We start from the raw sequence: 26,740 nt of genomic DNA on the forward strand, positions 1-26,740 counted from the left end.
AAAATGAGCGACCGAGCCGATTTCCTTGATGCCTGCCGAACGCTGCTGGGCGCTGGCCATGTGCTGACCGATGCGCCCGAGATGGCGCCGTTTCTGACCGACTGGCGCGACCGCTTTACGGGCCAGGCGCTGGCCGTGCTGCGCCCTGCCACCGTGGAACAGGTGGCCGGCGTGCTGCGCGCCTGCAGCCGGTGGTCGGTCCCCGTGGTGCCGCAGGGTGGCAATACGGGCCTGGTACTGGGCAGCATTCCCGACGCTTCCGGCACGGCCGTGGTGCTGTCGCTGGCGCGCCTGAACAGCATCCGCCAGGTCGATCCCGTCAACCGTACCATCACGGTCGACGCCGGCTGCATCCTGCAAACCATCCAGGAAGCAGCTACCAGGGCCGGCTGCCTGTTCCCCCTGTCACTGGCGGCCGAAGGCAGTTGCACCATCGGCGGCAACCTGGCCACCAATGCCGGTGGCACGGCAGTGCTGCGCTACGGCAACACGCGCGAGCTGTGCCTGGGCCTGGAAGTGGTCACGCCACAAGGTGAAGTCTGGTCCGGCCTGCGCGGCCTGCGCAAGGACAATACCGGCTATGACCTGCGCGACCTGTATATCGGCGCCGAAGGTACACTGGGCGTGATCACGGGTGCGGTGATGAAACTGTACCCGCAGCCGAAAGCCTGCATCACGGCGCTGGCCGCGATGGCGTCGCCAGCCCACGCGCTGCGGCTGTTGAGCCTGATGCAGGACCATTGCGGCGCCAGCCTGACCGCTTTCGAGCTGATGTCGCGCTATTGCTTGCAACTGGTGGGCGAGCAGTTCCCACAACTGCCGCGCCCGTTTGCCGAGCCGCATGGCCAGTATGTGCTGCTGGAATTATCAAGCAGCCAGTCCGAAGCACACGCAATCGAGCTGCTGGAAGCGAGCATCGCATTGGCTCTGGAAGAAGAAATGATCGTTGACGCCGTGGTCGCCAGTTCGATGGCGCAAAGCGAAGGACTGTGGCAGTTGCGCGAGCATATTCCGCTGGCCCAGGCGCAGGCCGGCAAGAACATCAAGCACGATATTTCGCTGCCGATCTCCGTCATCGCCGACTTTATCGCCATCACCGACGCGGCTTTGGAGGCCGCCTTCCCCGGCTGCCAGCTGGTGTGTTTCGGCCACCTGGGCGACGGCAACCTGCACTACAACGTGGCGCCACCGGCCGGCATGACGGATAGTGACTTCCTGGCCAACCAGCACGCCATCAACCGCATCGTGCATGACCAGGTACACGCTTTTGGCGGCTCGATTTCGGCCGAACACGGCATCGGCGCGCTGAAAAAGGCCGACCTCGCCCACTATAAATCGCCGCTGGAACTGCAGCTGATGCGCGCCGTCAAACAGGCGCTGGACCCGCAGAACATCATGAATCCGGGGAAAATACTATGAAAGCGCTCGTCTTTTTGCTGCTCGCGGCAAGCGGCTGTGCCAGCGCGCAGACCGCCTACAAATGCGTACAGAACGGCCAGACCAGCTATAGCGAAACACCGTGCACGGCCGGCCAGTTGCAGATCATCGAGGTGCCGCCACCGCCTCCCGTCGTCGACAAGGGCGCCGCGACGCGCCAGCAACGGGTCGCCAGCCAGCTCGAATCGGCGCGCAAGCAGCGCGAGGCACGCGAAGACCAGGCCCGCGCACGTGGTGCGCAGCAGGCCGAGGTGCTTGAAAAACGCTGCGCCCAGCTGCGCCTGGAACAGAAATGGGCGGCCCAGGACGCCGTCGGCGCCGGTGACAAAACGCGTGAAGCGGCGCAGCTGAAAGTGCGGCGCGCCGGCGAAAAACTTGCCACTGAGTGCCTCCATTAATGCCTCCATTGAGCGCCCCCGCCGGCAGCACAACTTCTGCTTCGCGACGCTTGCTGTCACGCTGGCTGCTGCTGGGTGAATGGCGCGCCCATCCGGTGCGCGCGCTGGTCGCCATCCTGGCGATTGCCATCGGTGTTTCGCTGGGTTTTGCGATACACCTGATTAACGCGGCCGCCTTCAACGAGTTTTCCACTGCCGTTAAAAGTCTGTCGGGCCAGGCCGACGTGCAGGTGGCCGGGCGCGAAGCGCTGTTCGATGAAAGCATTTATCCATGGCTGGCGCAGCGCGAAGGCGTGGCCGTCGCCTCGCCGGTGCTGGAACTGCAGGCCGGCGTGGTCGATGGCGTGGACAGCAACGGCGGCCCGCTGCAGATACTGGCGCTTGACGTGTTTCGCGTCGGCTTTATTTCGCCCGACCTGATCGGCGCTGCTGGCGACGGCCAGCCGTTCGACACCCTGGCCGACGACGCCATCTTTCTGTCGCCGGCTGCGCTGCGCTGGCTCAATCTTGCCGAAGGCGGCAAGCTGGCCCTGCGCGCCGGCACCGGCAGCGTTTCACTGCGCGTAGCGGGGTCCCTGCAAAGGGCGCGCGCCGGCCAGCGCATCGCCGTGATGGATATCGGCGCGGCCCAGTGGCGCTTCAACAAACTGGGGCAACTGTCGCGCATCGACCTGAAACTGCGCAATGGCGTGAACCGCGACGCCTTCCAGGCAGCACTGGCGCGCGAACTGGAAGCGCAATATCCGGGGCGCTTTCGGGTCGGCCAACCCAACGACGATAACCAGAACAGCCGCAACAACAACCTCAGCCGCGCCTACCGGGTCAATCTGACTGTGCTGGCGCTGGTCGCCTTGTTCACCGGCGCCTTCCTGGTGTTTTCCACCCAGGCCTTGTCGGTGATACGCCGGCGCAGCCAGTTCGCGCTGCTGCGCGTGCTGGGCATGGAACGCGCAAGCCTGCTGCGCCAGGTGCTGCTGGAAGGCACCAGCCTGGGCGTGGTGGGCGCGGCGCTGGGCATCGCTGCCGGCTACGCCCTGGCGGCCGTGGCGCTGCGCTTTTTCGGTGGCGACCTGGGCGCCGGCTACTTTGCCGGCGTGCAGCCGCAGGTGCAATTCACGCCGGTTGCGGCGTTTGTGTATTTTGCGCTGGGACTGGGCGTGGCCTTGCTCGGCTGCGCGGCCCCGGCACTGGAAGCGGCGCGTGCGGCGCCCGCCATCGCATTGAAGTCGGGCAGCGAAGAAGCCGTCACCACGCGCCTGGCCAAGAGCTGGCCGGCGCTGGCTTGCCTGGGCGTCGCCGGCCTCTTGAGCCAGTTGCCGCCGGTTTTTGAGCTGCCCTTGTTCGGCTACCTGTCGATCGCCCTGCTACTGATCGGCGCAATTGCCTTGATGCCGCAACTGGCCGCGCTGGTATTTCGGTGGCTGCACCGCGCCTGGCTGCGCACGGCGATCAGCGGGCGCTCGCCGGTCATCAGCCTGACCCTGGCGCGCCTCGCCAATGCCTCGGGCCAGGCCGGCATTGCCCTTGGTGGCGTGCTGTCGAGTTTCAGCCTGATGGTGGCAATGGCCATCATGGTGTCGAGTTTCCGCGTCTCGGTCGACAACTGGCTGCTGCAGATCCTGCCGGCCGACGTGTATGCGCGCGCTGCCGCCACCGGCAGCACGGCAGGGCTAAATCCGCGCGAGCAAGACCTGATCGCCGCCCTGCCCGGCGTGGCCAGGGCCGACTTCCAGCGTGTGCGCAGCATGTCGCTGGCCGCTGACCGGCCCAATGTGGTGCTGATCGCGCGCCCCATCAACCGGCAAGACCCGGGCAAGAGCCTGGTGCTGGTCGGCGACAGCCTGCCGGTGCCCCCTGGTGCGACACCGGTCTGGCTGTCCGAGGCCGCCGCCGACCTGTACAACCACAAGGCCGGCCAGCAGATAGACCTGCCGCTGGCCGGCGGCCTGCACCGCTTCTTTATCGCCGGCGTCTGGCGTGACTACGCACGTTCCAGCGGTTCCATCCAGATGCCGCTCGACGCCTACCGCGCGATTACCAGGGACATGGATGTCAGCGACGCCGCTATCTGGCTGGACAAGGGTGTTTCCGCCTCCACGCTGAAGGAAAACCTGAAAACCCTGCCCTTTGGCGACAGCCTGGAAGTGTCGGAACCGTCGGCGATCCGTGCCCTGAGTCTGCAGATTTTTGATCGCAGCTTTGCCGTCACCTATCTGCTCGAGGCGATTGCGATCGTGATCGGCCTGTTTGGCGTGGCTGCCACGTTTTCCGCGCAGACCCTGGCGCGCGCGCGCGAGTTCGGCATGCTGCGCCATGTCGGTGTCACGCGCGGCCAGATCCTCGGCATCCTGGCGTTCGAAGGCGGCGCCCTGACGGCGCTGGGGATCGCTACCGGCTTTGTGCTGGGCCTGTTGATCAGCTTTGTGCTGGTGTTTATCGTCAATCCACAATCGTTCCACTGGACCATGCAGCTGCATCTGCCCTGGCCCTTGATCGCCACCGTCGCCGGCGCACTGCTGGTGGCCGCTGCCACCACGGCGCTGGTCTCGGGCCGCCAGGCGCTGTCCGGTGGCCCCATCCGCGCTGTCAGGGAGGACTGGTAATGCGCCGTTCATTGTTATTGCTTCCGGCCTTGGTCCTGGTACTGACCTCGCCGGCTCTGGCCGCGCCGCCGGCATACGCGCCCGTCACGCCGCTGGCCGCCGGCCAGTCCCTGAAGCTGCCGCACGACTTCGGCGCCCACCCGGCCTACAAGACGGAATGGTGGTATGCCACCGGCTGGGTGAAAACCGCCAGCGGCGAGCAACTGGGCTACCAAGTGACGTTTTTTCGCAGCGCCACCGCCTTTGACGCCGGCAACCCGAGCGCGTTTGCGCCCAAACAGTTGATCATCGGCCATGCAGCCTTGTCCGACCCGAAAGTGGGCAAGCTGCTGCACGACGAAAAAAGCGCGCGCGAGGGCTTCGGCCTGGCCTATGCCAAAGTTGGCGACACCGACGTCAAGCTCGACGACTGGCGCATGCGGCGCGACAAGGACGGCAGCTACCAGGTCAGCCTGGCGGCGCGCGACTTCAACCTGCAACTGCGGCTGGCGCCGACGCAAGCCCCGCTGCTGCAGGGTGAGAATGGTTTTTCGCGCAAGGGCCCCCTGCTGGCACAGTCCAGTTACTACTACAGCGTGCCGCAGCTCGCTACCAGCGGCACCATCGCCCGCACGGGCGGCAAGGCCGAAGCCGTGACGGGCACCACCTGGCTGGACCATGAGTGGTCAAGCCAGGTGCTCGACGAGAACGCCAGCGGCTGGAACTGGATAGGCGCCAACCTCGATGACGGTGGCGCCCTGATGGCCTTCCAGATCCGCAGCAAGACAGGTGCTAAACTATGGGCCCATGCCAGCTGGCGCGACGCCAGGGGCAAGGTGACGCAGTTTGCGCCGGGCGAGGTCGATTTCACGCCCACGCAGCTGTGGCGCTCGCCCCGCACCAAGGCCGAATACCCGGTCGCCACCGAGATCCGCACCGGCGCCACGCGCTGGCAGGTGACGCCGCTGCAGCCGGACCAGGAACTCGATTCGCGCCGCTCCACCGGCGCCGTCTACTGGGAAGGCGCGGTGACGGTCAGGCGCGATGGCCAGAGCGCCGGCCACGCCTACCTGGAAATGACCGGCTATGTGGCGCCGATGAAGCTTTAGAAATGCCAGGAAATGCCGGGGCCAGACCTGACAGCTCTTGCCCCGGATCAGGAATATGTAAATCAAAGCGAAAACCAATGACAACCAGCACCGAAGCAAGCAAGACACCCATCAGCACAGCACCCGCAGCAACAGGCAGCAGCCGCGAACTGAAAAAAGGCAGCCTGGCCGCCTTCAAGGGCCTGATGCCGTTCCTGACGCCCTACCGCAAGCAATTCATCCTGGCCGGCATCGCGCTGGTGGTGGCCGCCGCCTCCACGCTGGCGATTCCCGCCGCCTTCAAGCAGATGATAGACCTCGGCTTCGGCGGCGCGGCCGGCTCGAGCAGCATCAAGCACGTGGACCTGGTGTTCCTGGCGCTGTTCGGCGTGGCGTCGGTCCTGGCGCTGGCCACGGCAGCGCGTTTTTACACCGTCTCGTGGCTGGGCGAGCGGGTCACGGCCGATATCCGCAGTGCCGTGTACCGCCATGTGGTGACGCAAAGCCCCGAGTTCTTTGAAACCACGCAGACCGGCGAGGTGCTGTCACGCATTACCACCGACACCACCCTGATACAGGCCGTGGTCGGCACCAGCATCTCGATGGCGCTGCGCAACGTGCTGCTGTTCCTCGGCGGCCTGGTGATGCTGTTCGTCACCAGTGCCAAGCTGGCCGGCATCATCATCGGCCTGCTGATTTTGGTGATCGTGCCCATCATCGTGTTTGGCCGCAAGGTGCGCAAGTTGTCGCGCGACTCGCAGGACCGCATCGCCGACGCCTCGGCCATGGCCGGGGAAATCCTCAACGCGATGCCGACCGTGCAGGCGTTTACGCACGAAAAAATCGAATCGCAACGCTTCGGCGATTCGGTCGAAGGCGCTTTCATGACGGCCATGCGGCGTATCCGTGCGCGCGCCATGCTGACCATGATTGCGATCCTGCTGGTCTTCGGCGCCATCGTCTTTGTGTTGTGGCTGGGCGCGCGCGCCGTGCTCGACGGCTCGATGACGGGCGGCGACCTGGGCCAGTTCATCCTGTACGCGTCCATCGTGGCCGGCGCCATCGGTGCCTTGTCTGAAGTGATGGGCGAAGCCCAGCGCGCAGCCGGCGCCACCGAGCGCCTGCTCGAACTGATGGCCGTCAAATCGGAAATCGAGTCGCCGGCAACGCCTCTGGCGCTGCCGGCGCGGGCCGCGAATGGCGCCGCCCTGAGCCTCGATGACGTGATGTTTTCCTACCCGTCGCGCCCTGATACGGCCGCGCTCGACCATGTCAGCCTCGACATTCGCGCCGGCGAGACCGTCGCCGTGGTGGGCCCGTCGGGCGCCGGCAAGACCACCCTGTTCCAGCTGTTCTTGCGCTTTTACGATCCGCAAAGCGGCAGCATCCGTCTCGATGGCGTCGACATCAGGCAGCTCGACCTGCACACCCTGCGCGACGCGATCGGCATCGTGCCGCAAGATACGGTGATCTTCTCGGCAGACGCGATGGAAAATATCCGTTATGGCCGCGCCAATGCCAGCGACGACGAGGTGATTGCGGCGGCAAAAATGGCAGCCGCCCACGAATTCATCGAGCGCCTGCCGAATGGCTACAAATCGTTCCTGGGCGAGCGCGGCGTGCGCCTGTCCGGCGGCCAGCGCCAGCGCATCGCCATCGCGCGCGCACTGCTGAAAAACCCGCCGCTGCTGCTGCTCGACGAAGCAACCAGCGCGCTGGACGCCGAATCGGAACGCCTGGTGCAAAAGGCGCTGGAAGCGGCCATGCTGGGCCGCACTACCGTCATCATCGCGCACCGCCTGGCAACCGTGCAGCGCGCCGACCGCATTATCGTGATGGAAGACGGCAAGATCGTCGAGACCGGCACGCATGCCACGCTGGTCGCCCTCGGCGGCATCTACGCCAATCTGGCTGCGCTGCAGTTCCACAATGTGCAGCTCAGCTGAGGTTTGACATGAATGCCTTTTTTCACGCCAGTCTTGGCATTACCGATTTCTGGACTTTTTTGCTGGGCACGATCTTTATCGTGATACTGCCTGGTCCCAACTCGATGTATGTGCTGTCGGTGGCCGCCCAGCGCGGCGTGAAGCCGGCCTACCAGGGCGCGGGCGGCATCTTTCTCGGTGACCTGATCCTGATGGTGCTGTCGGCCTGCGGCGTGGCCTCCTTGCTGAAAGCCAGTCCGGCGCTGTTTTACGTGGTGAAGTATGTCGGTGCGGCCTACCTGGCCTGGATCGGCGTGCAGATGCTGCTGGGCTGCTGGCGCAAGCTGCGTGCAAAAGGATCGACGCAAACGGCCGCTGCAGTGCCGCTGGCGCCCAGGGAAAGCAATCCGTTTCGCAAGGCGCTGATCATCAGCCTGATGAACCCGAAGGCGATCCTGTTCTTTATCTCCTTCTTTATCCAGTTTGTCGATCCGAATTTCTCCGCGCCGGCGCTGTCGTTTGTCGGCCTGGGACTGACGTGCCAGGTGATCAGTTTTACCTACCTGACCGCCATTATCTTTCTCGGTGCGCGCCTGGCCGAGACTTTCCGCCGCCGTCGCCGCCTGTCGGCCGGCATGGGCGGCGGCGTGGGCGCCATGTTTATCGGCTTTGGCGCGAAACTGGCCACCGCCACCTTGTAAGTCACGGAGTTTTGCATGAACGATCTTGAACTGCGCCAGCGCTGCCACACCATCGTGCCGGGCCAGCGCCAGCCGACGCCGGCCGCTACTTTTGCCGCCATGGCCGCCTGGTGCGAAGCCAACGACGTGGCGCACGACACATATGGCGAAGGCGCGCTGATTGAGGCCTTCGAGCAAAAGATCGCTGCGCTGCTGGGCTTTGAATCAGCCGTGTTCTGCATCACCGGCACCATGACGCAGGTCACCGCCCTGCGCCTGGCCTGCCAGGACCGCGGCTCGCGCCTGGTGGCCCTGCACCCGACCTCGCATATCTTGCGCCACGAACGCGGCAACCATGAGCTGCTCGACCATTTCAAGGCGCTGTTGATTGGTGATGCGCACCGGCCCTGGACGGTGGACGACTTGCGTGCCGTGCCCGATGCGCTGGGGGCAGCGCAGGTGGAGTTGCCGATGCGTGAAATCGGCGGCCAATGCCCGTCCTGGGAGGAACTCAACGAGATCAAGCGCCACTGCCGCGAGCACAATATCCACCTGCATATGGATGGCGCGCGGCTGTGGGAAGCGCAGGCCGGTTTTGACCAGCCTTTGGCGTCGATATGCGACGGCTTCGATTCCGTCTATGTGTCGCTGTATAAAGGGATCGCGGGCCTCGGTGGCGCCGTGCTGGCCGGCAGCCCGTCCTTTGTTGCCAGGGCGCGCGCCTGGTTTCACCGCCAGGGCGGCAATATCGTGCACCGCACGCCGTATGTGGTGGCCGCCGCGATGCAGTTCGACGCGCGCCTCGCCGCCATGCCGCACTACTTTGCACGCACCGAGTGGCTGTATGCGCTGCTGAAGGATTATCCGGCGATCGCCGTCAATCCGGCCCGCCCGCAAGCCAATATGCTGCATCTGCATCTGCCCGTCTCGCGCGAACGGGCGCTTGCCATCCGCAACCAGGTGGCCGAAGAACACGGCATCTGGCTGTTCGGCCGCGCCAGCCACGGCGCCTTGCCCAACCATAGCGTGGTGGAATGGTATGTGGGGGATCAGTTGCTGGAGATGGCCGACGATACCGTGCGGCAGGCGCTGGAGTTGCTGGTAGCGAGTTTGGGGTCCGACCCGTTGGGTGTTGGGTCGGACCCCTGATTTTTGCTAATACGACGGAACAGTATTTTAAAATTACGGGCAATGCAACGGAAGGCTGGGGTCAGACCCGGCGGGTCTGACCCTGACTACGCTTAAAACTTGTAGTTATAAGCAACACCTAGCAACTGCATGCGTGTCTTGAACAGGCCCTTGGTGGTTTCCCCGTTGCCCGTACAACCGGTCGTCACTGGCGAACATTGATTCGTGTAGTTGACGGCGGCGTCCTTGAAGTCGATGAAGCTGTAGGCCAGGTCCAGCGAGGAATTGGCGTTCAGCTTCCAGTTGGCGCCGATCGAGTATTGCATGCGGTCGCTGTCCGGCAGGGCCGGGTGGCGCAGTTCGGCGCTGCGCACGGGCGCCTGATCGTGGGCGATACCGGCACGCAGCAGCAGGTTGTCGCTGTATTTGTAGTTGGTGCCCAGCGATACGCGGTAGGTGTCTTTCCACTGCTGGCGGATGCGCTCATCGCCTTCGGCCGTCGGCGGGAACTGAATGTCCAGGTTCTGCAGGCGCGAAGTGCGGGTCCAGGTGACGTCGCCCATCAGCGCCCATTTGTCATCCATCTGGTGAAAGCCGTTGACCGACAGGGTTTCCGGCGTGCGCAGTTCGACCAGTGCGCCCGAATTGACCTTGCGCGAGGCGGCAGCGATAAAGGCATTGACGGCCGCATTGTCCGACACCTGCGAGAAGTCCCACACGGTATTGCCCTTGAGCTTGTGCGAGATCGACGAGCGGTAGGCAATGCCGACACGCGTGCCCTGGTCCAGCTGGTACAGATAGCCCAGGTTGAAGCCGTAGCCCCAGTCGTCACCATCCATCTCGGCGTGGCCGTCCTTGGCGCCGCGCAGTGCCGCGCCAGCGGCCTGGGCTGCAGCCAGGCCTTGTGTACGCGCGATATTGGTGATAAAGGCTGTCGAGGCGGCCGGCGCATTCTGCGCCAGGAAGGCCACGGAACCTGGCACGTCGACCGCCTGGCCCAGTTCGGCCTTCATGTGTTCTGCGGTTACGCCAAAGCCGAAGGAATGGTGTTCATTGACCTTGAAGGACACCGACGGGTTCAGCGCAATGGCTTCGAGCTTGATATTGCTGATCGCGTAGCGGCCGCTCCACTCGTTGCCGTAATCGAGCTTGGCGCCATATGGCACGAACAGGCCGACACCGAGGGTCCACTGGTCGTTGATTTTCTTGCTGGCGTACAGGGCCGGCGCGAACACGGCGTCAGGTGCGTAATCCTTGGTGGTGCCGCCTGGCACGCGGTTGGTAAAGGTGCGCGAACCGGTGTCCTGGAAGGTCGAATGCGGCAGCACCAGGGTGCCGCCGCCGAGCAACTGCGTGCCTTCCAGGCGCGACAGGCCGGCCGGGTTGTAGAAAATGGTCGAGGCGTCGGATGCCTCGGCGCCATTGGCGTCTGCGCTACCCTGGCCGGACACGCTTTGCGAGCCGAAGCGGTAGCCCGATGCCTGGGCGGTGGTGGACAGGCCGGCCAGAGCGGCGGCGATGATCAGGGGCAGGTACGATGGTTTCAAGTGGGTCTCTCTTTATTTTTGCATGCTTGTTGTCTCGGGCATGGCAAGCGTGACACCGGTCACGCTCGCCATGCGCCAAGCATAGCCGAGATTTGAAAAAAAAGCGAACGATCGCTCTTTTTTATGAGGCGAGAGAGCAAGGCATGCGCGCACGCGCCGGATGATCGATCAGGAAACGCTTGAGCATCAGTTCAAGCATCTGTTCGGCGGGCACGGGGCGCGAGATGAAATAGCCCTGCACTTCATTGCATTGCAAGGCATGCAGCATGTCGAGCTGTTCGCGCGTTTCCACCCCTTCGGCCACCACGCTCATGCCCAGCGCGTGGGCCATCGAGACGATCGCGCGCACGAACACTTCGCCCTGGTCCGAGCGGCCCAGTTCCATGGTGAAGGCGCGGTCGATCTTCAGGCCGTCCATGGCAAACTTCTGCAGTTGCGACAGCGAGGAATAGCCGGTACCGAAATCGTCGACCAGCAGGCGCACGCCGAGCGCGCGGATCGCCGCCAACTGCTCCACCGCCCGGTTCTGTTCATCCATCATGGCCGACTCGGTGATTTCGACCTCGATCAGGCGCGCGTCGATGCCGTGGCGGGACAGCGCGGACGCCAGCACCTGGTGCACGTCACCGCGGCCAAACTGGCGCGCCGAGACGTTGATCGATACCGGCACCAGTTCCAGGCCATAGGTCTTCCAGCGCGCCATTTGCTGGCAGACTTTTTCGATCACCACTTCGCCCAGTTGCGAAATCAGGCCGCTGCTCTCGGCCACCGGGATGAATTCCAGCGGCGGCACCATGCCTTGCTGCGGGTGCTGCCAGCGCACCAGCGCCTCCATGCTGCACAGCTGCCCGCTCATGGTGTCGACGCGGGGCTGGTAGACCACCAGAAATTCATCCTGCTCCAGCGCCGTCACCAGGCTTTGTTCCAGTTCGCGGCGGTGGCGGATGGTTTCGAACAGGGCCGGCTGGAAGAAGCGGTGATGGCCCTTGCCGGCCGTCTTGACCGCATACATGGCGATGTCGGCGTTCTTCATCAGCACGTCGGTCTCGGCACCGTCGCGCGGATACATGCTGATGCCGATCGAGGCGCCCATCTTGTGGCGCTCCAGACCCAGGTAAAACGGTTCGTCGAAAGCAGTCGCGATGCGCTGCGCTACCTGCTCGGCGCGGCTGTCGTCCTCGACCGGATCGAGCAGCACCACGAATTCGTCGCCGCCCAGGCGCACCACATGGTCGCCAGGACGCAGCACGGCGTTCAGGCGCAGCGAGGCGGCACGCAATACCTTGTCGCCTTCAGCATGGCCTTGCGTGTCGTTGATATCTTTGAAACCGTCAAAGTCGATGAACAGCAACGCCAGCATATGGCCGCCCTGCGCCGCGCGGGCCAGCGCGCCGGGCAGGAACTGCTGCAGCCAGTAGCGGTTGGGCAGGCCCGTCAAACCGTCCTCGTTGGCCAGGCGCCGCAGGTCCTGCTCGTGCAGCTTGGCCGCGCTGATATCTTGCAAGGTAACGGCCAGCCGGTCGCCGCTGCGCACCAGGCGCCGGCGTATCCAGCGCAGCTTGAACGGGTTGCCGTCGGCCAGTTCGATCTCTTCTTCCGAAAAACCCGATGCCATGGCGGCCCGATAGCTGAGGATCAGGTCGCGGAAATACGGCTCGTGCGCGCGCGACTGCAAGCGCATGCCCAGCAGTTGCCCGCGGCGCACGCCAAAAAATTCGGCGCCCGGCTCGTTGCAGTCGACCAGCTCGAAATCAATGATGGTGCCGTCGGCGTCGCGCAGCGCGGCAATAATGTAAAAGCCGTCGCTGGTGCCTTCGGTGGCCATGCGGTAGGCGTTGCGCACGCCTTCGGACTGGTGGTGGCGCCAGGCCAGGCGCAGCGACAAGCCAGTAGCGATGCAGGTAAATGCCAGCAGCAGCAAGCTGACGGCCGACGCGATGCCAAGATAAATCGTGCGCGTTTCCTGGTACGGCTGCAACACCTGCGTGTCAGTCAAGGCCACCACAGCCGTAAACGGATAGGCTTTCAGTGCTTGCCAGCCCACATAGCGGCTTTGCGCATCGGCAAACGCGGTACGCCCCGGCGACTGCATGGCGCCGCTGTCGCCGTCGAGAAAACTGGTGTCGAGGAAGGCCGCGCCCTGCGGGGGCAGCACGGTGGCGCCCAGGCGCACGCTCAGCAATTCGCCCTCCTCGCCCACCATGGCCGACATGCCCAGCTTGCCGAAATTGACGCTGTCATAGAATTCAGAAAAATAATCGGAGTGAATCGAGATCAGCAGCACGCCGTCAAAATTGCCATCCGCATCTTCCAGGCGCCGTGTGAAATGCACCAGGGAACCTGCCTTGCCCTCGCCCATCTTGCCCAGCGCGATGCGCAAGGCACTGGAATTGCTGCGCCAGTGGCGCAACAGGAAGTCGCTGCGTTCACTGGTACGCAAACGCTGCACCGGCGCCGTGCTCGTCACGGCATGTCCCTTGCGGTCAAAGGCGGCAACGATGGCAAACTGCGGCATGGCGTACATGCCGCGCGTTTTCAGTTGCTCCAGGCTCAGCTTGCCGCCAGCATTTTCCCATTCATACTTGAGCTGCAAGGTCAGCTGGTCCAGCTGCTCGATGGTGCGCAGCAAGTACTGGCTGTAGGCCTTCGAGAGCGACGCCACATTGTCGAGCGCCTGCTGCTGCGCCACCTTCTTTTCCGCTTCAAGTTGCAGCATGGTGGCGGTCCACAGCACGGCGCACAAGGCCAGGCCCAGCAAGGGCCAGGCCAGGATCAGGCGAAGGTTGGCCTTCAGGAAGTCGGCCTTGCCCAGTTGCACCATCGATGTGTGCTGGCGATTGAAAAATTGTTGCAAGAACATGGTGCGGGGATCTGCCGTTTCTTTATTATTTCTTTATGGATATATAAGTTACCACAGAGCTATGCTTACAGCTAATTTAAGAGCGCCGTGGCAGCCTGGCGCCAGGAGAAACAGGCTGCTGCGTTACAATTACCGTCCTTACCGTTGGAGCGTACCATGCAGCAATATCAAGATTTGATCAAGACCGTCCTCGACACTGGCAGCTGGCAAGATAACCGTACCGGCATCCGCACCCTGAGCGTACCAGGCGCCATGATGCGTTTCGACCTGGCCGCCGGTTTTCCTGCCGTTACCACCAAGAAGCTGGCCTTCAAATCCGTAATCGGCGAATTGTGCGCCTTCCTGCGCGCCTCGCGCAATGCCGCCGAGTTCCGCGCGCTGGGCTGCAAGGTATGGGACCAGAACGCCAACGAAAACGCGCAATGGCTGACCAACCCCTACCGCGAAGGCGAAGACGACCTGGGCCCCGTGTACGGTGTGCAATGGCGCCAGTGGCCGGCCTATAAATTGCTGGATGCCAGTGCGACAGCGCAAATTGCCGACGCCCAGGGCAACGGCTTCAAGGTCGTCGCGCCAGTCAATGAGGACGGCGTGCAAAAAGTGCTGCTGTACAAGGCGGTCGATCAGCTGCGCGAGTGCCTGGACACCATCATGAACAATCCGGGCAGCCGCCGCATCCTGTTCCATGGCTGGAACCCGGCCGTGCTCGATGCCGTTGCCCTGCCCGCCTGCCATTTGCTGTACCAGTTCATCCCGAACGCCAGTACGCGTGAAATCTCGCTGTGCCTGTATGTGCGCAGCAACGATATTGGCCTGGGCACGCCGTTCAATATTGCCGAAGGTGCTGCCCTGCTGCACCTGGTGGCGCGCCTGACGGGTTACACGCCGCGCTGGTTCACATATTTCATCGGCGACGCGCATATTTATGAAAACCACCTCGACATGGTGCAGGAACAGCTGAAACGCGCGCCATTCCCTGCCCCCCGCTTTGTCATTTCCGACCGCGTGCCCGATTATGCACAGACCGGCAAGTACGAACCGGAATGGCTGGAAAAAATCGAGCCGTCCGATTTCTCGCTGGAAGGCTATGAACACCACGCGCCGATCAAGGCGGCGATGGCGGTCTGAACATCATACTGCAAGGCCCGGCGCAGTTTATTTGGGCAACTGGCTCGCCTTCCTTGCGCCAGCCTTTGACAGCTCCTGCATGATGGCCTGATCTTTTTTGTCGAGGGCTTCGTCCAGGGCAGTGGTATGCCAGGTCTCGTCGACATAATTCGGATCGACTTTTTGCGCCAGTAAAAACCGGACGTGATCCCGCTTTCCAAAGCGGGCTGCATACCACAGCAGATATCCGGTATTGCTTGCCTGGAAGTCGGCGCCATGGCGTACCAGCAGATCGAACACCTGCCTGGTGACCGGGTTCTCGATATCCTTGAACGCATTGGAGAAATTTTCAACCGAGAAAAAAGAATGCCTCGACTGTTTCAGGGAGAAGTGCAACGGCTCTCCCTTGGCAAGCACCCACTACAGCACGTTCAGACGTTGTTCCGTTGACAGTGTTTCACTGTAGACAGGTGCGTACACCACATCAGTCCAGTCTTGCTCCTGACCAGCCTCGGCGACAGGAAAACCCTTTGTTTCCAGTTGTTCGAGCAGATCGACCCTGCCTGCGCTGGCAAGGCTGACCATCAAGTCACGACTGTAGCGCCAGGTTTTTTCCCTGTCCGGTATCTGGTCGAAGTACCTGAAGAATTCGGCAGCCGTACCTGAACTGATGGCCTTGTCAGTTTTGGTGGTGGCGCTGGCATTGTATCGATACTCGGATAGCTGCTTTTTGGCAAACGATCTGATGTCATGCGATGACAGTAAGAGCGCACTTGCAGCCAGAATACCCAGCGCGATCCTTGTGCCATTCCTGTTGCTCCGGTACAGAAAAATCGCCAGGATGACGGTATGGACATGCAGAACGCATGCGATAACGAAGATAAAAAAGGCTATCAACGCGTCGCCATTGGGTCCACTGCCATCGCTGGCCATAGGAAACGTCTTGCGCATCAAAAACAGATAGACGATAGCAAGCAGGCAGCATAAAAATACACTCGTCTTGAAATACAATTTCATCATTTCACCGGGCCTGCGATCATGGAGTCAGGCAACATATTACAATAAAAATATTATTTGACCTGCTGGCAGACATGCCTATCACGTGCAGATAGCATTAACTTTATCGCACTATTTCCTGAATAGTCACTTTCCTTGTAAAATCATCCTTTGCTCATTTGCCGCAGCCAATGGCTGCCTGCAAACCGGACCGTTGGCAGACCAAAATAATCAGGAATACGATGGCGATCACACCTTTGGCAGCACTGCACCGCAAACTGTTCGACGAAACCGATGGCGTCAGGTTTTCTACCCTCAAGGACCGCCTGATCAAGAAGTTCGGCGAGACCGACCGCCTGGCGGTACTCGACATCCTGACGGCCTACGCGCGCGACGGCCAGCTGCTGCACTGGCGCAGCTCGCTGGTCAACGAGATCGTGAAACTGATGGTACCGCAGGAGCTGCCAGCATTTTTCAACTGGGCCGTGACCACGCCCGACCTGGCTTACTGGGGTATCGACGGTTTGCTGAAAAGCCAGGGCAAGGACGCTTATGACACTGTTGTCGCGCTGGCCCTTTCAAGCAGCTTGCGGCCCGAAGTGAGAGCCAAGGCAGTGAAAAGCCTTGCGGTGCTGAGCCGCCAGCCGTTTGATGCCGGCCTGTCGCCGGATCCGGGTCACTGGAAGGCCGAGAGCCTGCCGCTCGAAGAAGTGTTGGCCTGGCAACGCGCCGGCTACCCCGACGGCGGCGGCTTTGCGCCACCGGCCACACATCCTTCATTGGCCAAGCCACAGTCACCGCTCGACCGTGCGGCAGCGAAGCTGGAGAAAAAACTGGCCTTCGCACGCAAGCAAGACCAGGACCTGGCACGTCCAGCCAACTGGCTGGTGATTGCCGGCGGCGCCGACCTGGCCGCCATCGACGAGCGCTGGACCCTGCCCTCGCAGTACCGCGATTTCCTCGAACGTTTTTCGCCGCTGCGCGTGTATATCGAGAGCGAGGACTATTTCCAGGGCCTCAATCTGTATGGTGCAGCGGAACTGCTCAAGGCCCAGCACGGCTACTCTTGCAATCCGATCGACCAGCAAGCCATCACCGGCTGGCCCGCACATTACGTGGTGATTGCCGATGCGGGCGCCGATCCGTATTGCCTTGATCTGTCCGCCGTCACTGACGGCGACGCGCCCATCTATACGGCCGAACATGGCCGGGGAGCGTGGCAGTTCGAGCGCCATGCAGACAGCTTTGTCGCCTTCCTCGAAGAGATCGCCGCAGCCTGAGGCCGTTTAACCTGCTGCCCCGCCAGGGCCAGGACCACCTGGTCCACCCGGCCCGCGCCCGCCCGGCGGACCGAAGCGTGGCTCGCGCTCGCCTTCTTTCGCGGCCGAACTGGCGCCACCAAGCCGATACGACAGCCCCACGTAAATCATGCGCCCATCGAAACGGCGCGTGCTCGTTTCACGCAGCGAGGCGCTGTTGATCACGGTTTCCATCTTGTTGGTACTGAATACGTCCGTCACATTCATCACCAGGTTCAGCTGCGGCGTCAGCACATGGCGCCAGCTCATGTTGAGCGTGTTGTTCGGCGAGCGGTAGCCCTGGCCAGACAAGGTCTTGCCTTGCATCTGCAAGGCCAGTTGCACCTGGTTGGCGGGATTGAGCTGGTAGTTCAGGCGCGCGCGCCCGCTCAGGGAGTTGGCGGTACGCGTGCTGCTGTTGCCCAGGTCGTCCTGCGAGGTCTGCTGGCTGCGCGCCAGATTGCCGCTGGTATTGAGGGTCAGCGATGGTGTCAGCTTGCCCGACAGGCTGAATTCCAGTCCACTCGAATGGCTGCCGGCGCCGTTTTCGCGCGTGGTCAACAGCACATTGTCGCTGATGAAATAACGGTAGTCGACGATGGCATCCTTGTCACGCCGGTGATAGCCGCGCAAGCTGCTTTCCAGGCCGAACAATTTGGTCTCGTAGCCCACTTCGAAGGAATCGGTCTGGGTCGGGCGCAATTGCGGGTTGCCCGACGAGACATTGAATTCGTCGCGGTACACCACGTAGGGGTTCAGGTCGCCCGCATTGGGACGGCGAATGCGGTGCGCATAGGCAAAGCGCAGATTGCTCTCTTCGTTGACCTTGTAGGTGGCGAACAGGCTGGGAATATAGTTCACATAGTTGTTGCCGGCCTCGATGCCGCCCGTAATCTGGCGCACGTCCAGGTCGGTGTATTCGGCGCGCAGGCCGGCCAGCGCGCCCCAGCGCTCGGACAAACGCATCTGGTACGAACCGTACAATGCGATGGTGCGCTCGTCGAGTTCAAAACGATTGCTGCGCATGGCGTTGACCGTCTCGCCGAGGGTAAGCGGGTTGATGTCGGTATACAGCGTATCGAAACTGCTCTTGTTGTCGGCCACCTTGTAGCCCAGCTTGGCCGTGCCGCCGGCCAGCGGCCGCTCGTAGTCGCCAGTGAAGTCGACGATGCGGTTGCCCGTGTCGCTGTGCTGGCGCGCGCGGCTGTCGGCATCCATGCCGGTGGCGATCGCATAGACGTTGGCGTAGTCGCTGGTGTTTTCATTGTCCGAAGACGATACGCGCAAGTCGATTTTCAGCGTTTCGCCCGGCAGCTCACCCTTGTGGTCATAGCGGGCGCCCCAGCTGTAGTTACGGCTGTCGCCATTGCGCAAGGTGCTGCGCACATAGTCGACTATGGTGTTGCCGCTGCTGTCGCCATTGATATAGCGGTCGGTCGAGCGCGCGTCGTTGCTGCGCCCGTTGTACGACACGCTGGCGGCGAGCGTATCGCTGGGGTTCAGGTTGTAATTGACGGTGCCGTTGACACCGAGGGAATCATTGAGGCCATTGCTGACCGACTCCTGGCTGCTGGGCGCAAAGTCGCCGGTCTGGCGGTCGAGCCGCTCGCGGCTGGTCTCGCCGGTCGAGTTGCGCCCGTCGTGGCGGAAGTTGATGCCGCCCTGGAAGCCCCACGGGCCTTCGTTATAGCTGCCCGAAGTGGACGTGTTGTAGCGCCCGGCAATGCCGGCATTCGCATTGACGGTGGCAAAACCACCGGGCTTACGGTTGCGCCGCATCACCAGATTCAGGATCGGGCCGCCGCCGGCTTCGTTGCCGAACTGCGCGCCGGGATTGTTGATCACTTCCACCGACTCGATATCGTCGGCCGCCATCGCGTTCAGGGTCGCCCCGCGCGAGTCGCCCTGCAGCATGGCGGATGGCTTGCCGTCGATCAGTATCTGCACATTGCTGCTGCCGCGCAACGACACCGTGCCATCGGGATCGACCGCCACCGACGGCACGTTGTTGAGCGCATCAGCCGCCGTGCCATTGGTACTGCTGACATCGGACTTGACGTCATACACCTGGCGGTCGATGCGTCCGGTCGGGCGTTCGGCTGTGACGTCGACGGAGGGCGTGGTGTCGGTTGCCGGCTCTTTGGCAACCGGCACGGCTTTTGCAGGCACGGCGGCTGTCACCGCAGTCTGGGTCTGCGCCTGGACGGCGATATTGGCGGACAAAAGGCTGCCGCCAGCGAGGCAACAAAGTACGATTTTTTGCATGAACTGAAATAGTGGGTAAGAACACCAGGAATGGGATACTGCGCAGCACTTGCATGAAAGCTGCATCATTGACATCGATTTTAAGGGGGATCCCGGGTCAGGCGCAGCTTTAAGGAATCGCCATTTACTTTAATTTACAAATCTCGTGCCACTTGTGGACAGATGGCCTCACGACGCACCACAGTGTATCGGCATGTATCAATATGAGTGGCGATAACGCCGGCGCAGGTCGGGCCTGCGCCTGTCTTGCCTCGTGCGGCTCAGGCCAGCAAGCCATTCTGCCGCGCCAGCTTCAGCCAGCCCGGATACTCCGTCATCAACAAATCGTACAGCTCGCCGTCGCTATGCTCGTCAGGCGAGCTGACGGAAAAGTAGTTGGCGTTGTCAACCAGGCGGCCAGCAAGCTCATCGAGCTTTTCCAGGAAGGGAAAGTCGGAGTCGGCAAAGGCAGCCAGGAACTTGCTTTTCGATTTGCGGCCCTTGCCGATGCCCATGAACTGCCAGAAGATCGGCTCGTGGCTGGACCAGCGCAACTGCTTTTCCGTCGTCGCCTGGTCGCTGGTGCCGCCGTCGGTGACGAACATCACATAGATGGGCAGTTCGGCGCGCAAGGCACGCGTGCGCTCACCGCCGCGCGCGTCAGGGAAGTAAAAGGATCGGATCGCTTCCATCGCCCGCCCATAGCGCGTGTCGCCTTCGAGCGGATGATGGTCGATGGCGCGGCTGACATAGGTGGTGCAGTTGCGCAGGTCCATCGGCTCGGGTTGATGGACGTTCTTGCCGAACAGGAAAACGTCGATTTCTCCGTCGTCATCGAATTTGCAGCCCAGCGCCAGGATGCGCTCTGCGAACTGCTGCACCAGGCCATCGCGGTACAGCCGGCCCATGGAGCCGGAAATATCGAGGCACAGGCAAACCTTGGCGCGATGGTCAAGCAGACCCACTTTTTGCAGCGACACGCCGGCCTGCTTGACCAGGCTGACCAGTTGCGGCGCCTCGCGCTCGACTCTTTTTTCCAGGTTGATCTTGGCCCGCGCCACAGCGGAGACAGCGGCAGGCGCGGCAGCAGCCGGTGCCTGCTCAACCTCGCCACCAAAATGGCGCACCAGCGCGTCCAGGCCACCGTTGAAACCCTGGCCCACGGCCATAAAGCGCCATAGGCCATCCTTGCGGTACAGCTCGCCTAGCATGACGGCTTTTTCTTGCGCAAAGTCCTTGCCCGCAAAGGCAAAACGGGCAAATTCGCGGCCGGCGGCCAGCAGGCGCAGATAACCAGATTGCATCTGGGACATCACGCCGCCGCCATCGATGCTGGCTGTCAGCACCAGGCGATCGATGCTGGCAGGCAGGCGCGCCAGCTGGAAGGCAAACGCGGCGCCATCACCTTGACTGCCGGTTTTTGCTTCCACCGCGCCGCATGGCGTGCGCGGCTGGTTGAAAAAGGTCATGTAGCGGTCGTCCGACAGCTTGCCGGCCGCGTCCAACCCAAAGCAGGCAAAGTCGAGCGTCAAGCCCTGGGCCGAGGCACCGATTTCCAGCACGCCGTCGGGGGCGGATTGCGCCAGCGGCAAACGCTGGCCCTTGGACAAAGCTTCCATTGCATTCTCCTTCACACGATATAGCGGCGCGGATTGTCCGCGTTGTAGTCATCCTCGTCTTCCTTGTCTTCGCCCTTGAAGACGGCCGGACCATCGAAGGCCAGGGCCAGCGACTCACCCTGCCAGCGCAGCCACGGTGTCGCTTCGCTGTCAGGTTCGGAGGTCTTGCCGGAAGGCTCCAGCACGATGCTGTCGGCCGACACACGGGCCAGTCCGATGACATAGGTATAGATGCCGTCTTCGCCGGCTTTTTTTGACTGGCGGAAGTCAAACGCGCATTCGACCACCTGCTCGCCATACTCCATCACCATTTTCGGGCACATCGAGGCAACCGACACGGCGCCATTGGTGACGGCGGAATACACGCTGAACACCAGGCCCACCGTGCCGCCATAGAACTGCGCCAGGGCAGGATTGACTTCGACAATTTCCGTGGCCGGCTCGCAGCCAATGGCGCGGGTCACGTCGCCCAGGTGGCGCACGTAGGGCATGGCATCAAAACTGCCCGATTTTTCCGGCGCCTGGATGCAGCGCATGCGCCCGTCCGGCAACAATATGCCGACCCGCAAGTCCAGATCGTCGTTATCGTCGCTGCCATCGCCGTTATCGACCCAGGTGGCCTTGACGATCAGTTTTTTCGGCGCACCGGCGCCCTTGGCCAGCGACACTTTATGCGTCTGGCCCGGCTTGGTCAGCGAGATTTTCGACAGCGATACTGTTGGTGCCACCGGTTCCGCCTCAGCCTGCGCCACCTCGCCACCGAAGTGCGCCACCAGCGCATCAAGGCCGCCATTGAAACCCTGGCCCACGGCCATAAAGCGCCACTGCCCGTCCTTGCGGTAGAACTCACCCAGCATGACGGCCTTTTCATTGATGAAATCCTTGCCGGCATAGGCAAAACGCGCCAGCTCGCGCGCCCCATCGAGCAGGCGCAAATAGCCGCTGCCCAGTTGCGCCAGGGTGGCCATCCCATCAACGGCGGCCGTGATCACCAGCCGCTCGATGGCAGCGGGCAAGCGGTCCAACTCGAAATGGAAACCGGCAGCATCGCCTGCCACCGCCCGCACCTCGACCGCACCGCATGGCGTGCTCGGCTGGTTGAAAAAGGTCATGTAGCGGTCATCGGACAATTTACCCGAAGCATCGAGGCCGAAGCACGCATAATCGAGCGCCATGTCGTGCGCAGTGCCCTCGCCCGCAATACCGAGTTGCAAAACATTGCCCGTGACAAGGCCGGCCAGCGCCAGGCGCTGCCCTTTGATCAAAGTTTCCATGTAGCAGAGTAGAAGGTGAAAAGCAGGCGGGATCCGGGACGGCGCAGGCCATCCCGGCGAATTTACTACTTAAGCATTGATGCCGAAAGACACGGCCAGTGGGCCCAGGCCGCCCTTGAAACCCTGGCCGATGGCCTTGAATTTCCATTCGCTGCCGGCGCGGTAGATTTCACCGAAGATCATCGCCGCTTCCGTCGAGCCGTCTTCCGACAGGTCGTAGCGGGCGATTTCCTGGCCGTTGTCGCCGTTCAGGCAGCGGATATACGCCTTGCTGACCATGCCGAAGTTCTGCTTGCGGTTTTCCGCATCGTGGATGGTGACGGCCACGGCAATCTTGTCGACCTCGGCAGGCACGTTGGCCAGGTCGATGGCCACTTTTTCATCGTCGCCGTCGCCGCCGCCGGTGGTGTTGTCGCCGGCGTGCACGACGGAGCCATCGCTTGATTTGAGGTTGTTATAGAAAATGAAGTCGGCATCGGAACGGGCCTTGCCGTCTGTTTTCAACAGGAAGGCGCTGCCGTCCAGGTCGAAAGCCGCGCCATCGGTTGCGCGCGGGTCCCAGCCCAGACCGACCACGATTTTTTTCAGACCCGGAGCTTCCTTGCTCAGGTTGACATTGCCGCCTTTTTGCAAACTGATCGCCATAATGTGTCCTCTATTGAATAAACTGCAGTGGAATAATGAGATGCCAATTCGGTAAGAGCCATGAGCCTACCACAAACCAAATGCATGACAGACGCACACTTTTGAAAATAATGCCATGAAGAAGAATATTTGCGCCGCCACCCTGCAGCTTGATTTGCTGCCAGGTACCCTGTGCGACGAACGGATGTGGAGCAGCCTGGAGCAAGCTCTTGGCGACGGCTATATCCATAACCATCTGCCGTTGCACCAGTCGCGCACGCGTGCGGACATGCGCAAGCTGATCGCCACGCACAGCGCGCCGCAATCGCACCTGGTCGGCTTTTCGCTGGGCGCCTATCTGGCGCTGGAGCATGCGGTGACGTATCCTGAACGGATCGCCTCGCTGACCCTGATCGCCAATTCGGCCAAGGGTTTGCTACCGGACGAGATCGCCACCCGCAAGCGGGTGATCGCCATGCTGGAGCGAAATAGCTATGCCGGCATCACCCGCCAGCGCCTGCGCGAACTGCTGCACCCGGTTCACCTGGACGATATCGCGATCACCGGCCTGATCAGGCAGATGGCGCTGGACCTGGGCAAGGACGTGCTGATCGCGCAGTTCGCGCAGACCTTCGACCGCCCGGACCTGATGGCGCGCCTGCACCAGTTGCCCTTTCCGGTGCTGATCGTCGGTGCGCCTGGCGACCAGTTGGTCGACAGCGGCGATCTGGTCGCCATGGCCGCCAGACTGCCGTGCGCCACCTTGCATCTGCTGGAGGCACCGAGCGGCCATATGATCCCCCTGGAAGCGCCAGGGGAACTGGCGCACGCCATGCAGGACTTCCTCAATCTGTGGCATCTGGATGCACGGCGCCAATATCAACGATAATGGCGGCTATCGCGACTATCCACCAATCAACTGATTCAATGAGTACACTGACCATTATCGTCGCCACCGACCAGCAAGGCGGCATCGGCATCAATAACAGCTTGCCGTGGAAGCTGCCGGAAGACCTGGCCCATTTCAAGCGCATGACCACAGGCCACCCCATCATCATGGGCCGCAAGACGTTTGACTCGATCGGCCGGCCATTGCCGAACCGCCGCAATATCGTGATCACGCGCAATCATGAATGGCGCCATGAGGGCGTGGAAGCGGTCGGCTCGGTGGCCGAAGCGATCGCGCTGCTGGACGGCGCGCAAGGGTTTGTGATCGGCGGCGCGGAAATCTACCAGCAGTCGCTGGCGCTGACCGCGACGCTGATCATCACGGAAATCGGCAACACGTATGATTGCGACGCCTTTTTTCCCGAACTGGACCCGGCAGAGTGGCAGGAAACGTCGCGCGAGGCCCATGTGTCATCGGTTTCCGGCTTGCCGTATGCATTCGTGACCTTGCAGCGCCGGCCTTGAGAGCCTGTTTTTCGCTACGTCATACGGGCGTCACACGGCTAAGGCAGTCTGGCGCAAGGTTTTGCTAATTTCGTTATGATCTTTTTTCCCGCAGATGCTGCATTTCTGCGAGAATCCCGTTCTTATTTTTTTTCTGCGATTGCCTTGCCAACTGTTCGGCTGGCGGTCGCGCCCTAGTCCGCCCCTCCACACAAGTTCAGGGGCGGCTTGCTTTTTTGGAGACATGCATGAAATTTCGTTTCCCCATCGTCATTATTGACGAGGATTTCCGTTCTGAAAACACCTCCGGCCTGGGCATTCGCGCCCTTGCCGCCGCAATGGAAAAAGAAGGCATGGAAGTGCTGGGCGTGACCAGCTACGGCGATCTGTCGCAATTTGCCCAGCAACAATCGCGCGCGTCGGCCTTTGTGCTGTCGATCGACGATGAAGAATTCGGCGCCGGCTCGATCGAAGAGACCGACCATGCGCTCAAATCCCTGCGCGCGTTTGTCGAAGAAATCCGCCACAAGAACGCCGATATCCCGATCTACCTGTACGGCGAAACGCGCACCTCGCGCCATATCCCGAACGATATCCTGCGCGAGCTGCACGGCTTCATCCACATGTTCGAAGATACGCCGGAATTCGTTGCGCGCCATATCATCCGCGAAGCGAAAAGCTACCTCGACGGCCTGTCGCCGCCGTTCTTCCGCGCGCTGGTGCACTACGCCAATGACGGTTCGTACTCGTGGCATTGCCCCGGCCACTCGGGCGGCGTGGCGTTCCTGAAGTCCCCTATCGGCCAGATGTTCCACCAGTTTTTTGGTGAAAACATGCTGCGCGCCGACGTCTGCAACGCCGTCGAAGAGCTGGGCCAGCTGCTCGACCATACCGGGCCCGTCGCCGCTTCGGAACGCAACGCGGCGCGCATCTTCAATGCCGACCATTGCTATTTCGTTACCAACGGCACCTCGACCTCGAACAAGATGGTGTGGCACTCGACGGTAGCGCCCGGCGATATCGTGGTGGTGGACCGCAACTGCCACAAATCGATCCTGCATTCGATCATCATGTGCGGCGCAATTCCCGTGTTCCTGATGCCGACGCGCAATCACCTGGGCATTATCGGTCCGATACCACTGGCTGAATTCACGCCGGAAAGCATTGCCCGCAAGATCGAGGCGAACCCATTCGCGCGCGAAGCAAAAAACAAGAAACCACGCATTCTGACGATCACCCAGTCGACCTACGACGGCGTGATCTACAACGTCGAGACCTTGCGCGAAATGCTGGACGGCAAGATTGACACCCTGCACTTCGATGAAGCATGGCTGCCGCACGCCACCTTCCACGACTTCTACAAGAACATGCATGCGATCGGCAAGGACCGTCCGCGCGCCAAGGAATCGATGATCTTCTCGACCCAGTCGACGCACAAATTGCTCGCTGGCCTGTCGCAGGCTTCGCAAATCCTGGTGCGCGAATCGGAACAGGTCAAGCTGGACCAGGACGCCTTCAACGAGGCTTACCTGATGCACACCTCGACCTCGCCGCAGTATTCGATTATCGCTTCGTGCGACGTGGCGGCAGCCATGATGGAAGCGCCGGGCGGCACCGCGCTGGTGGAAGAATCTATCATGGAAGCGCTCGATTTCCGCCGCGCCATGAAAAAGATCGACCAGGAGTGGGGCCAGGACTGGTGGTTCCAGGTGTGGGGGCCGAGCAGCTTCAACGACGAAGGCATGGGCCAGCAGGAAGACTGGATGATACGTGCCGAGGACGACTGGCACGGTTTCGGCGACCTCGCTCCAGGCTTCAACATGCTCGACCCGATCAAGGCGACCATCGTCAACCCGGGCCTGTCGCTGGACGGCCAGTTCGGCGAGACCGGCATTCCGGCCTCGATCGTCACCAAATACCTGGCTGAACACGGCGTGATCATTGAAAAATGCGGCCTGTACTCGTTCTTTATCATGTTTACCATCGGCATTACCAAAGGCCGCTGGAACACCTTGCTGACGGCCTTGCAGCAATTCAAGGACGACTACGACAAGAACCAGCCGATGTGGCGCATCCTGCCGGAATTTGCGGCAGCCAACCCACGCTATGAAAAAATGGGCTTGCGCGACCTGTGCCAGCAGATCCATGATTTCTACAAGGCCTACGACGTGGCCCGTTTGACGACGGAAATGTATTTGTCCGACATGATCCCGGCCATGAAGCCGTCGGACGCGTTCGCCAAGATGGCGCACCGCGAAATCGAGCGCGTCGCCATCGACGAACTGGAAGGACGCATCACGTCCATCCTGCTGACGCCGTATCCACCGGGCATTCCACTGTTGATCCCGGGTGAACGCTTCAACAAGACCATCGTCGACTACCTGCGCTTTGCACGCGACTTCAACGAGCGCTTCCCCGGCTTCGAGACCGACGTGCACGGCCTGGTGAAACGCGAAGTCGATGGCAAGCGCGGTTACTTTGTCGACTGCGTACGCCAGGACGACTGATCTTTCACTGTCGTCGAGCTATGCCGCCCGGCCT

Annotated in this window: 20 protein-coding genes; 12 read left to right on the forward strand and 8 right to left on the reverse strand. The window is 61.9% G+C overall.

All coding sequences use genetic code 11. The annotated features are described in order from the left end of the window. Window positions 1-3 precede the first annotated feature (3 nt). The 7 genes from ACQ4WM_RS15855 (at window position 4) to ACQ4WM_RS15885 (ending at window position 9,259) form a co-directional block, all read left to right on the forward strand. Window positions 4-1,419, forward strand: a complete 1,416-nt coding sequence (locus tag ACQ4WM_RS15855) for an FAD-binding oxidoreductase (RefSeq protein ID WP_436547637.1) — start codon at window positions 4-6, stop codon at window positions 1,417-1,419. Next, window positions 1,416-1,835, forward strand: a complete 420-nt coding sequence (locus tag ACQ4WM_RS15860) for a DUF4124 domain-containing protein (RefSeq protein WP_436547638.1) — start codon at window positions 1,416-1,418, stop codon at window positions 1,833-1,835. Before ACQ4WM_RS15855 ends, ACQ4WM_RS15860 begins: the two co-directional genes overlap by 4 nt. After that, window positions 1,835-4,438 carry an FtsX-like permease family protein gene (locus tag ACQ4WM_RS15865; protein WP_436547639.1) on the forward strand — a complete coding sequence of 868 codons (2,604 nt, stop codon included), beginning with the start codon at window positions 1,835-1,837 and terminating at the stop codon, window positions 4,436-4,438. Before ACQ4WM_RS15860 ends, ACQ4WM_RS15865 begins: the two co-directional genes overlap by 1 nt. Continuing rightward, window positions 4,438-5,526 (forward strand): lipocalin-like domain-containing protein, encoded by a 1,089-nt coding sequence (locus ACQ4WM_RS15870; RefSeq protein WP_436547640.1) that lies wholly within the window; start codon window positions 4,438-4,440, stop codon window positions 5,524-5,526. Before ACQ4WM_RS15865 ends, ACQ4WM_RS15870 begins: the two co-directional genes overlap by 1 nt. Window positions 5,527-5,603: 77 nt before the next feature. After that, window positions 5,604-7,451 carry an ABC transporter transmembrane domain-containing protein gene (locus tag ACQ4WM_RS15875; protein WP_436547641.1) on the forward strand — a complete coding sequence of 616 codons (1,848 nt, stop codon included), beginning with the start codon at window positions 5,604-5,606 and terminating at the stop codon, window positions 7,449-7,451. A gap of 8 nt (window positions 7,452-7,459) precedes the next feature. Continuing rightward, entirely contained in the window at window positions 7,460-8,131 is a 672-nt protein-coding gene (gene leuE, locus ACQ4WM_RS15880) for a leucine efflux protein LeuE (protein WP_436547642.1), read from the forward strand. Window positions 8,132-8,146: 15 nt separating this feature from the next. After that, complete coding sequence (locus tag ACQ4WM_RS15885; protein WP_436547643.1) at window positions 8,147-9,259, forward strand: threonine aldolase family protein; 1,113 nt, start codon at window positions 8,147-8,149, stop codon at window positions 9,257-9,259. 92 nt (window positions 9,260-9,351) lie between these two features. Here ACQ4WM_RS15885 and ACQ4WM_RS15890 read toward each other — a convergent pair whose 3' ends face one another. Next, complete coding sequence (locus ACQ4WM_RS15890) at window positions 9,352-10,785, reverse strand: OmpP1/FadL family transporter (RefSeq protein WP_436547644.1); 1,434 nt, start codon at window positions 10,783-10,785, stop codon at window positions 9,352-9,354. Between the two features lie 121 nt (window positions 10,786-10,906). Continuing rightward, entirely contained in the window at window positions 10,907-13,645 is a 2,739-nt protein-coding gene (locus tag ACQ4WM_RS15895) for a bifunctional diguanylate cyclase/phosphodiesterase (RefSeq protein WP_436547645.1), read from the reverse strand. 156 nt (window positions 13,646-13,801) lie between these two features. On the opposite strand from ACQ4WM_RS15895, the gene ACQ4WM_RS15900 reads away from it, so the two are divergent. Beyond that, on the forward strand, window positions 13,802-14,773 hold the full coding sequence (locus tag ACQ4WM_RS15900) for a thymidylate synthase (RefSeq protein ID WP_436547646.1): 972 nt from the start codon (window positions 13,802-13,804) through the stop codon (window positions 14,771-14,773). Window positions 14,774-14,800: 27 nt separating this feature from the next. Here the strand turns inward: ACQ4WM_RS15900 and ACQ4WM_RS15905 are convergent, their stop codons facing one another. Next, complete coding sequence (locus ACQ4WM_RS15905) at window positions 14,801-15,148, reverse strand: ankyrin repeat domain-containing protein (protein ID WP_436547647.1); 348 nt, start codon at window positions 15,146-15,148, stop codon at window positions 14,801-14,803. Window positions 15,149-15,172: 24 nt separating this feature from the next. Beyond that, complete coding sequence (locus ACQ4WM_RS15910) at window positions 15,173-15,772, reverse strand: hypothetical protein (protein ID WP_436547648.1); 600 nt, start codon at window positions 15,770-15,772, stop codon at window positions 15,173-15,175. Window positions 15,773-15,990: 218 nt separating this feature from the next. Here ACQ4WM_RS15910 and ACQ4WM_RS15915 point away from each other — a divergent pair, with 218 nt between their 5' ends. Next, on the forward strand, window positions 15,991-17,028 hold the full coding sequence (locus ACQ4WM_RS15915) for an SMI1/KNR4 family protein (RefSeq protein WP_436547649.1): 1,038 nt from the start codon (window positions 15,991-15,993) through the stop codon (window positions 17,026-17,028). A 6-nt stretch (window positions 17,029-17,034) separates the two neighbouring features. On the opposite strand, the gene ACQ4WM_RS15920 is transcribed toward ACQ4WM_RS15915, so the two are convergent. The 4 genes from ACQ4WM_RS15920 to ACQ4WM_RS15935 all read right to left on the reverse strand — a co-directional run bounded on the left by ACQ4WM_RS15920 (window position 17,035) and on the right by ACQ4WM_RS15935 (window position 22,828). Then, complete coding sequence (locus ACQ4WM_RS15920; protein WP_436547650.1) at window positions 17,035-19,269, reverse strand: TonB-dependent receptor domain-containing protein; 2,235 nt, start codon at window positions 19,267-19,269, stop codon at window positions 17,035-17,037. Window positions 19,270-19,571: 302 nt separating this feature from the next. After that, window positions 19,572-20,909, reverse strand: a complete 1,338-nt coding sequence (locus ACQ4WM_RS15925) for a VWA domain-containing protein (protein ID WP_436547651.1) — start codon at window positions 20,907-20,909, stop codon at window positions 19,572-19,574. Window positions 20,910-20,920: 11 nt separating this feature from the next. Continuing rightward, the gene (locus tag ACQ4WM_RS15930) at window positions 20,921-22,183 is read right to left on the reverse strand and encodes a TerD family protein (protein WP_436547652.1); all 1,263 of its coding nucleotides are present in this window, start codon (window positions 22,181-22,183) and stop codon (window positions 20,921-20,923) included. 69 nt (window positions 22,184-22,252) lie between these two features. After that, window positions 22,253-22,828, reverse strand: a complete 576-nt coding sequence (locus ACQ4WM_RS15935) for a TerD family protein (RefSeq protein WP_436547653.1) — start codon at window positions 22,826-22,828, stop codon at window positions 22,253-22,255. A 115-nt stretch (window positions 22,829-22,943) separates the two neighbouring features. Between ACQ4WM_RS15935 and ACQ4WM_RS15940 the strand changes: the two genes are divergently transcribed. The 3 genes from ACQ4WM_RS15940 to ACQ4WM_RS15950 all read left to right on the forward strand — a co-directional run bounded on the left by ACQ4WM_RS15940 (window position 22,944) and on the right by ACQ4WM_RS15950 (window position 26,706). After that, window positions 22,944-23,696 (forward strand): alpha/beta fold hydrolase, encoded by a 753-nt coding sequence (locus ACQ4WM_RS15940; RefSeq protein WP_436547654.1) that lies wholly within the window; start codon window positions 22,944-22,946, stop codon window positions 23,694-23,696. Between the two features lie 38 nt (window positions 23,697-23,734). After that, a complete protein-coding gene (locus ACQ4WM_RS15945) occupies window positions 23,735-24,220 on the forward strand; it encodes a dihydrofolate reductase (RefSeq protein ID WP_436547655.1) in 486 nt (161 codons plus the stop codon). A 227-nt stretch (window positions 24,221-24,447) separates the two neighbouring features. After that, the gene (locus tag ACQ4WM_RS15950) at window positions 24,448-26,706 is read left to right on the forward strand and encodes an Orn/Lys/Arg family decarboxylase (RefSeq protein WP_436547656.1); all 2,259 of its coding nucleotides are present in this window, start codon (window positions 24,448-24,450) and stop codon (window positions 26,704-26,706) included. The last annotated feature ends 34 nt before the right edge of the window (window positions 26,707-26,740 follow it).

It is taken from the genome of Janthinobacterium longum, assembly GCF_051380735.1.
Classification (GTDB): Bacteria; Pseudomonadota; Gammaproteobacteria; order Burkholderiales; family Burkholderiaceae_D; genus Janthinobacterium.

What these genes read in the sequence shown, in the direction of transcription:
- ACQ4WM_RS15930 (WP_436547652.1), bottom strand. Translation starts at nt 22,183, where the DNA reads ATGGAAACTTTGATCAAAGGGCAGCGCCTGGCGCTGGCCGGCCTTGTC.
- ACQ4WM_RS15895 (WP_436547645.1), bottom strand. Translation starts at nt 13,645, where the DNA reads ATGTTCTTGCAACAATTTTTCAATCGCCAGCACACATCGATGGTGCAA.
- leuE (WP_436547642.1), top strand. Translation starts at nt 7,460, where the DNA reads ATGAATGCCTTTTTTCACGCCAGTCTTGGCATTACCGATTTCTGGACT.
- ACQ4WM_RS15900 (WP_436547646.1), top strand. Translation starts at nt 13,802, where the DNA reads ATGCAGCAATATCAAGATTTGATCAAGACCGTCCTCGACACTGGCAGC.
- ACQ4WM_RS15855 (WP_436547637.1), top strand. Translation starts at nt 4, where the DNA reads ATGAGCGACCGAGCCGATTTCCTTGATGCCTGCCGAACGCTGCTGGGC.
- ACQ4WM_RS15940 (WP_436547654.1), top strand. Translation starts at nt 22,944, where the DNA reads ATGAAGAAGAATATTTGCGCCGCCACCCTGCAGCTTGATTTGCTGCCA.
- ACQ4WM_RS15945 (WP_436547655.1), top strand. Translation starts at nt 23,735, where the DNA reads ATGAGTACACTGACCATTATCGTCGCCACCGACCAGCAAGGCGGCATC.
- ACQ4WM_RS15870 (WP_436547640.1), top strand. Translation starts at nt 4,438, where the DNA reads ATGCGCCGTTCATTGTTATTGCTTCCGGCCTTGGTCCTGGTACTGACC.
- ACQ4WM_RS15860 (WP_436547638.1), top strand. Translation starts at nt 1,416, where the DNA reads ATGAAAGCGCTCGTCTTTTTGCTGCTCGCGGCAAGCGGCTGTGCCAGC.
- ACQ4WM_RS15950 (WP_436547656.1), top strand. Translation starts at nt 24,448, where the DNA reads ATGAAATTTCGTTTCCCCATCGTCATTATTGACGAGGATTTCCGTTCT.
- ACQ4WM_RS15935 (WP_436547653.1), bottom strand. Translation starts at nt 22,828, where the DNA reads ATGGCGATCAGTTTGCAAAAAGGCGGCAATGTCAACCTGAGCAAGGAA.
- ACQ4WM_RS15915 (WP_436547649.1), top strand. Translation starts at nt 15,991, where the DNA reads ATGGCGATCACACCTTTGGCAGCACTGCACCGCAAACTGTTCGACGAA.
- ACQ4WM_RS15910 (WP_436547648.1), bottom strand. Translation starts at nt 15,772, where the DNA reads ATGATGAAATTGTATTTCAAGACGAGTGTATTTTTATGCTGCCTGCTT.
- ACQ4WM_RS15865 (WP_436547639.1), top strand. Translation starts at nt 1,835, where the DNA reads ATGCCTCCATTGAGCGCCCCCGCCGGCAGCACAACTTCTGCTTCGCGA.
- ACQ4WM_RS15925 (WP_436547651.1), bottom strand. Translation starts at nt 20,909, where the DNA reads ATGGAAGCTTTGTCCAAGGGCCAGCGTTTGCCGCTGGCGCAATCCGCC.
- ACQ4WM_RS15875 (WP_436547641.1), top strand. Translation starts at nt 5,604, where the DNA reads ATGACAACCAGCACCGAAGCAAGCAAGACACCCATCAGCACAGCACCC.
- ACQ4WM_RS15885 (WP_436547643.1), top strand. Translation starts at nt 8,147, where the DNA reads ATGAACGATCTTGAACTGCGCCAGCGCTGCCACACCATCGTGCCGGGC.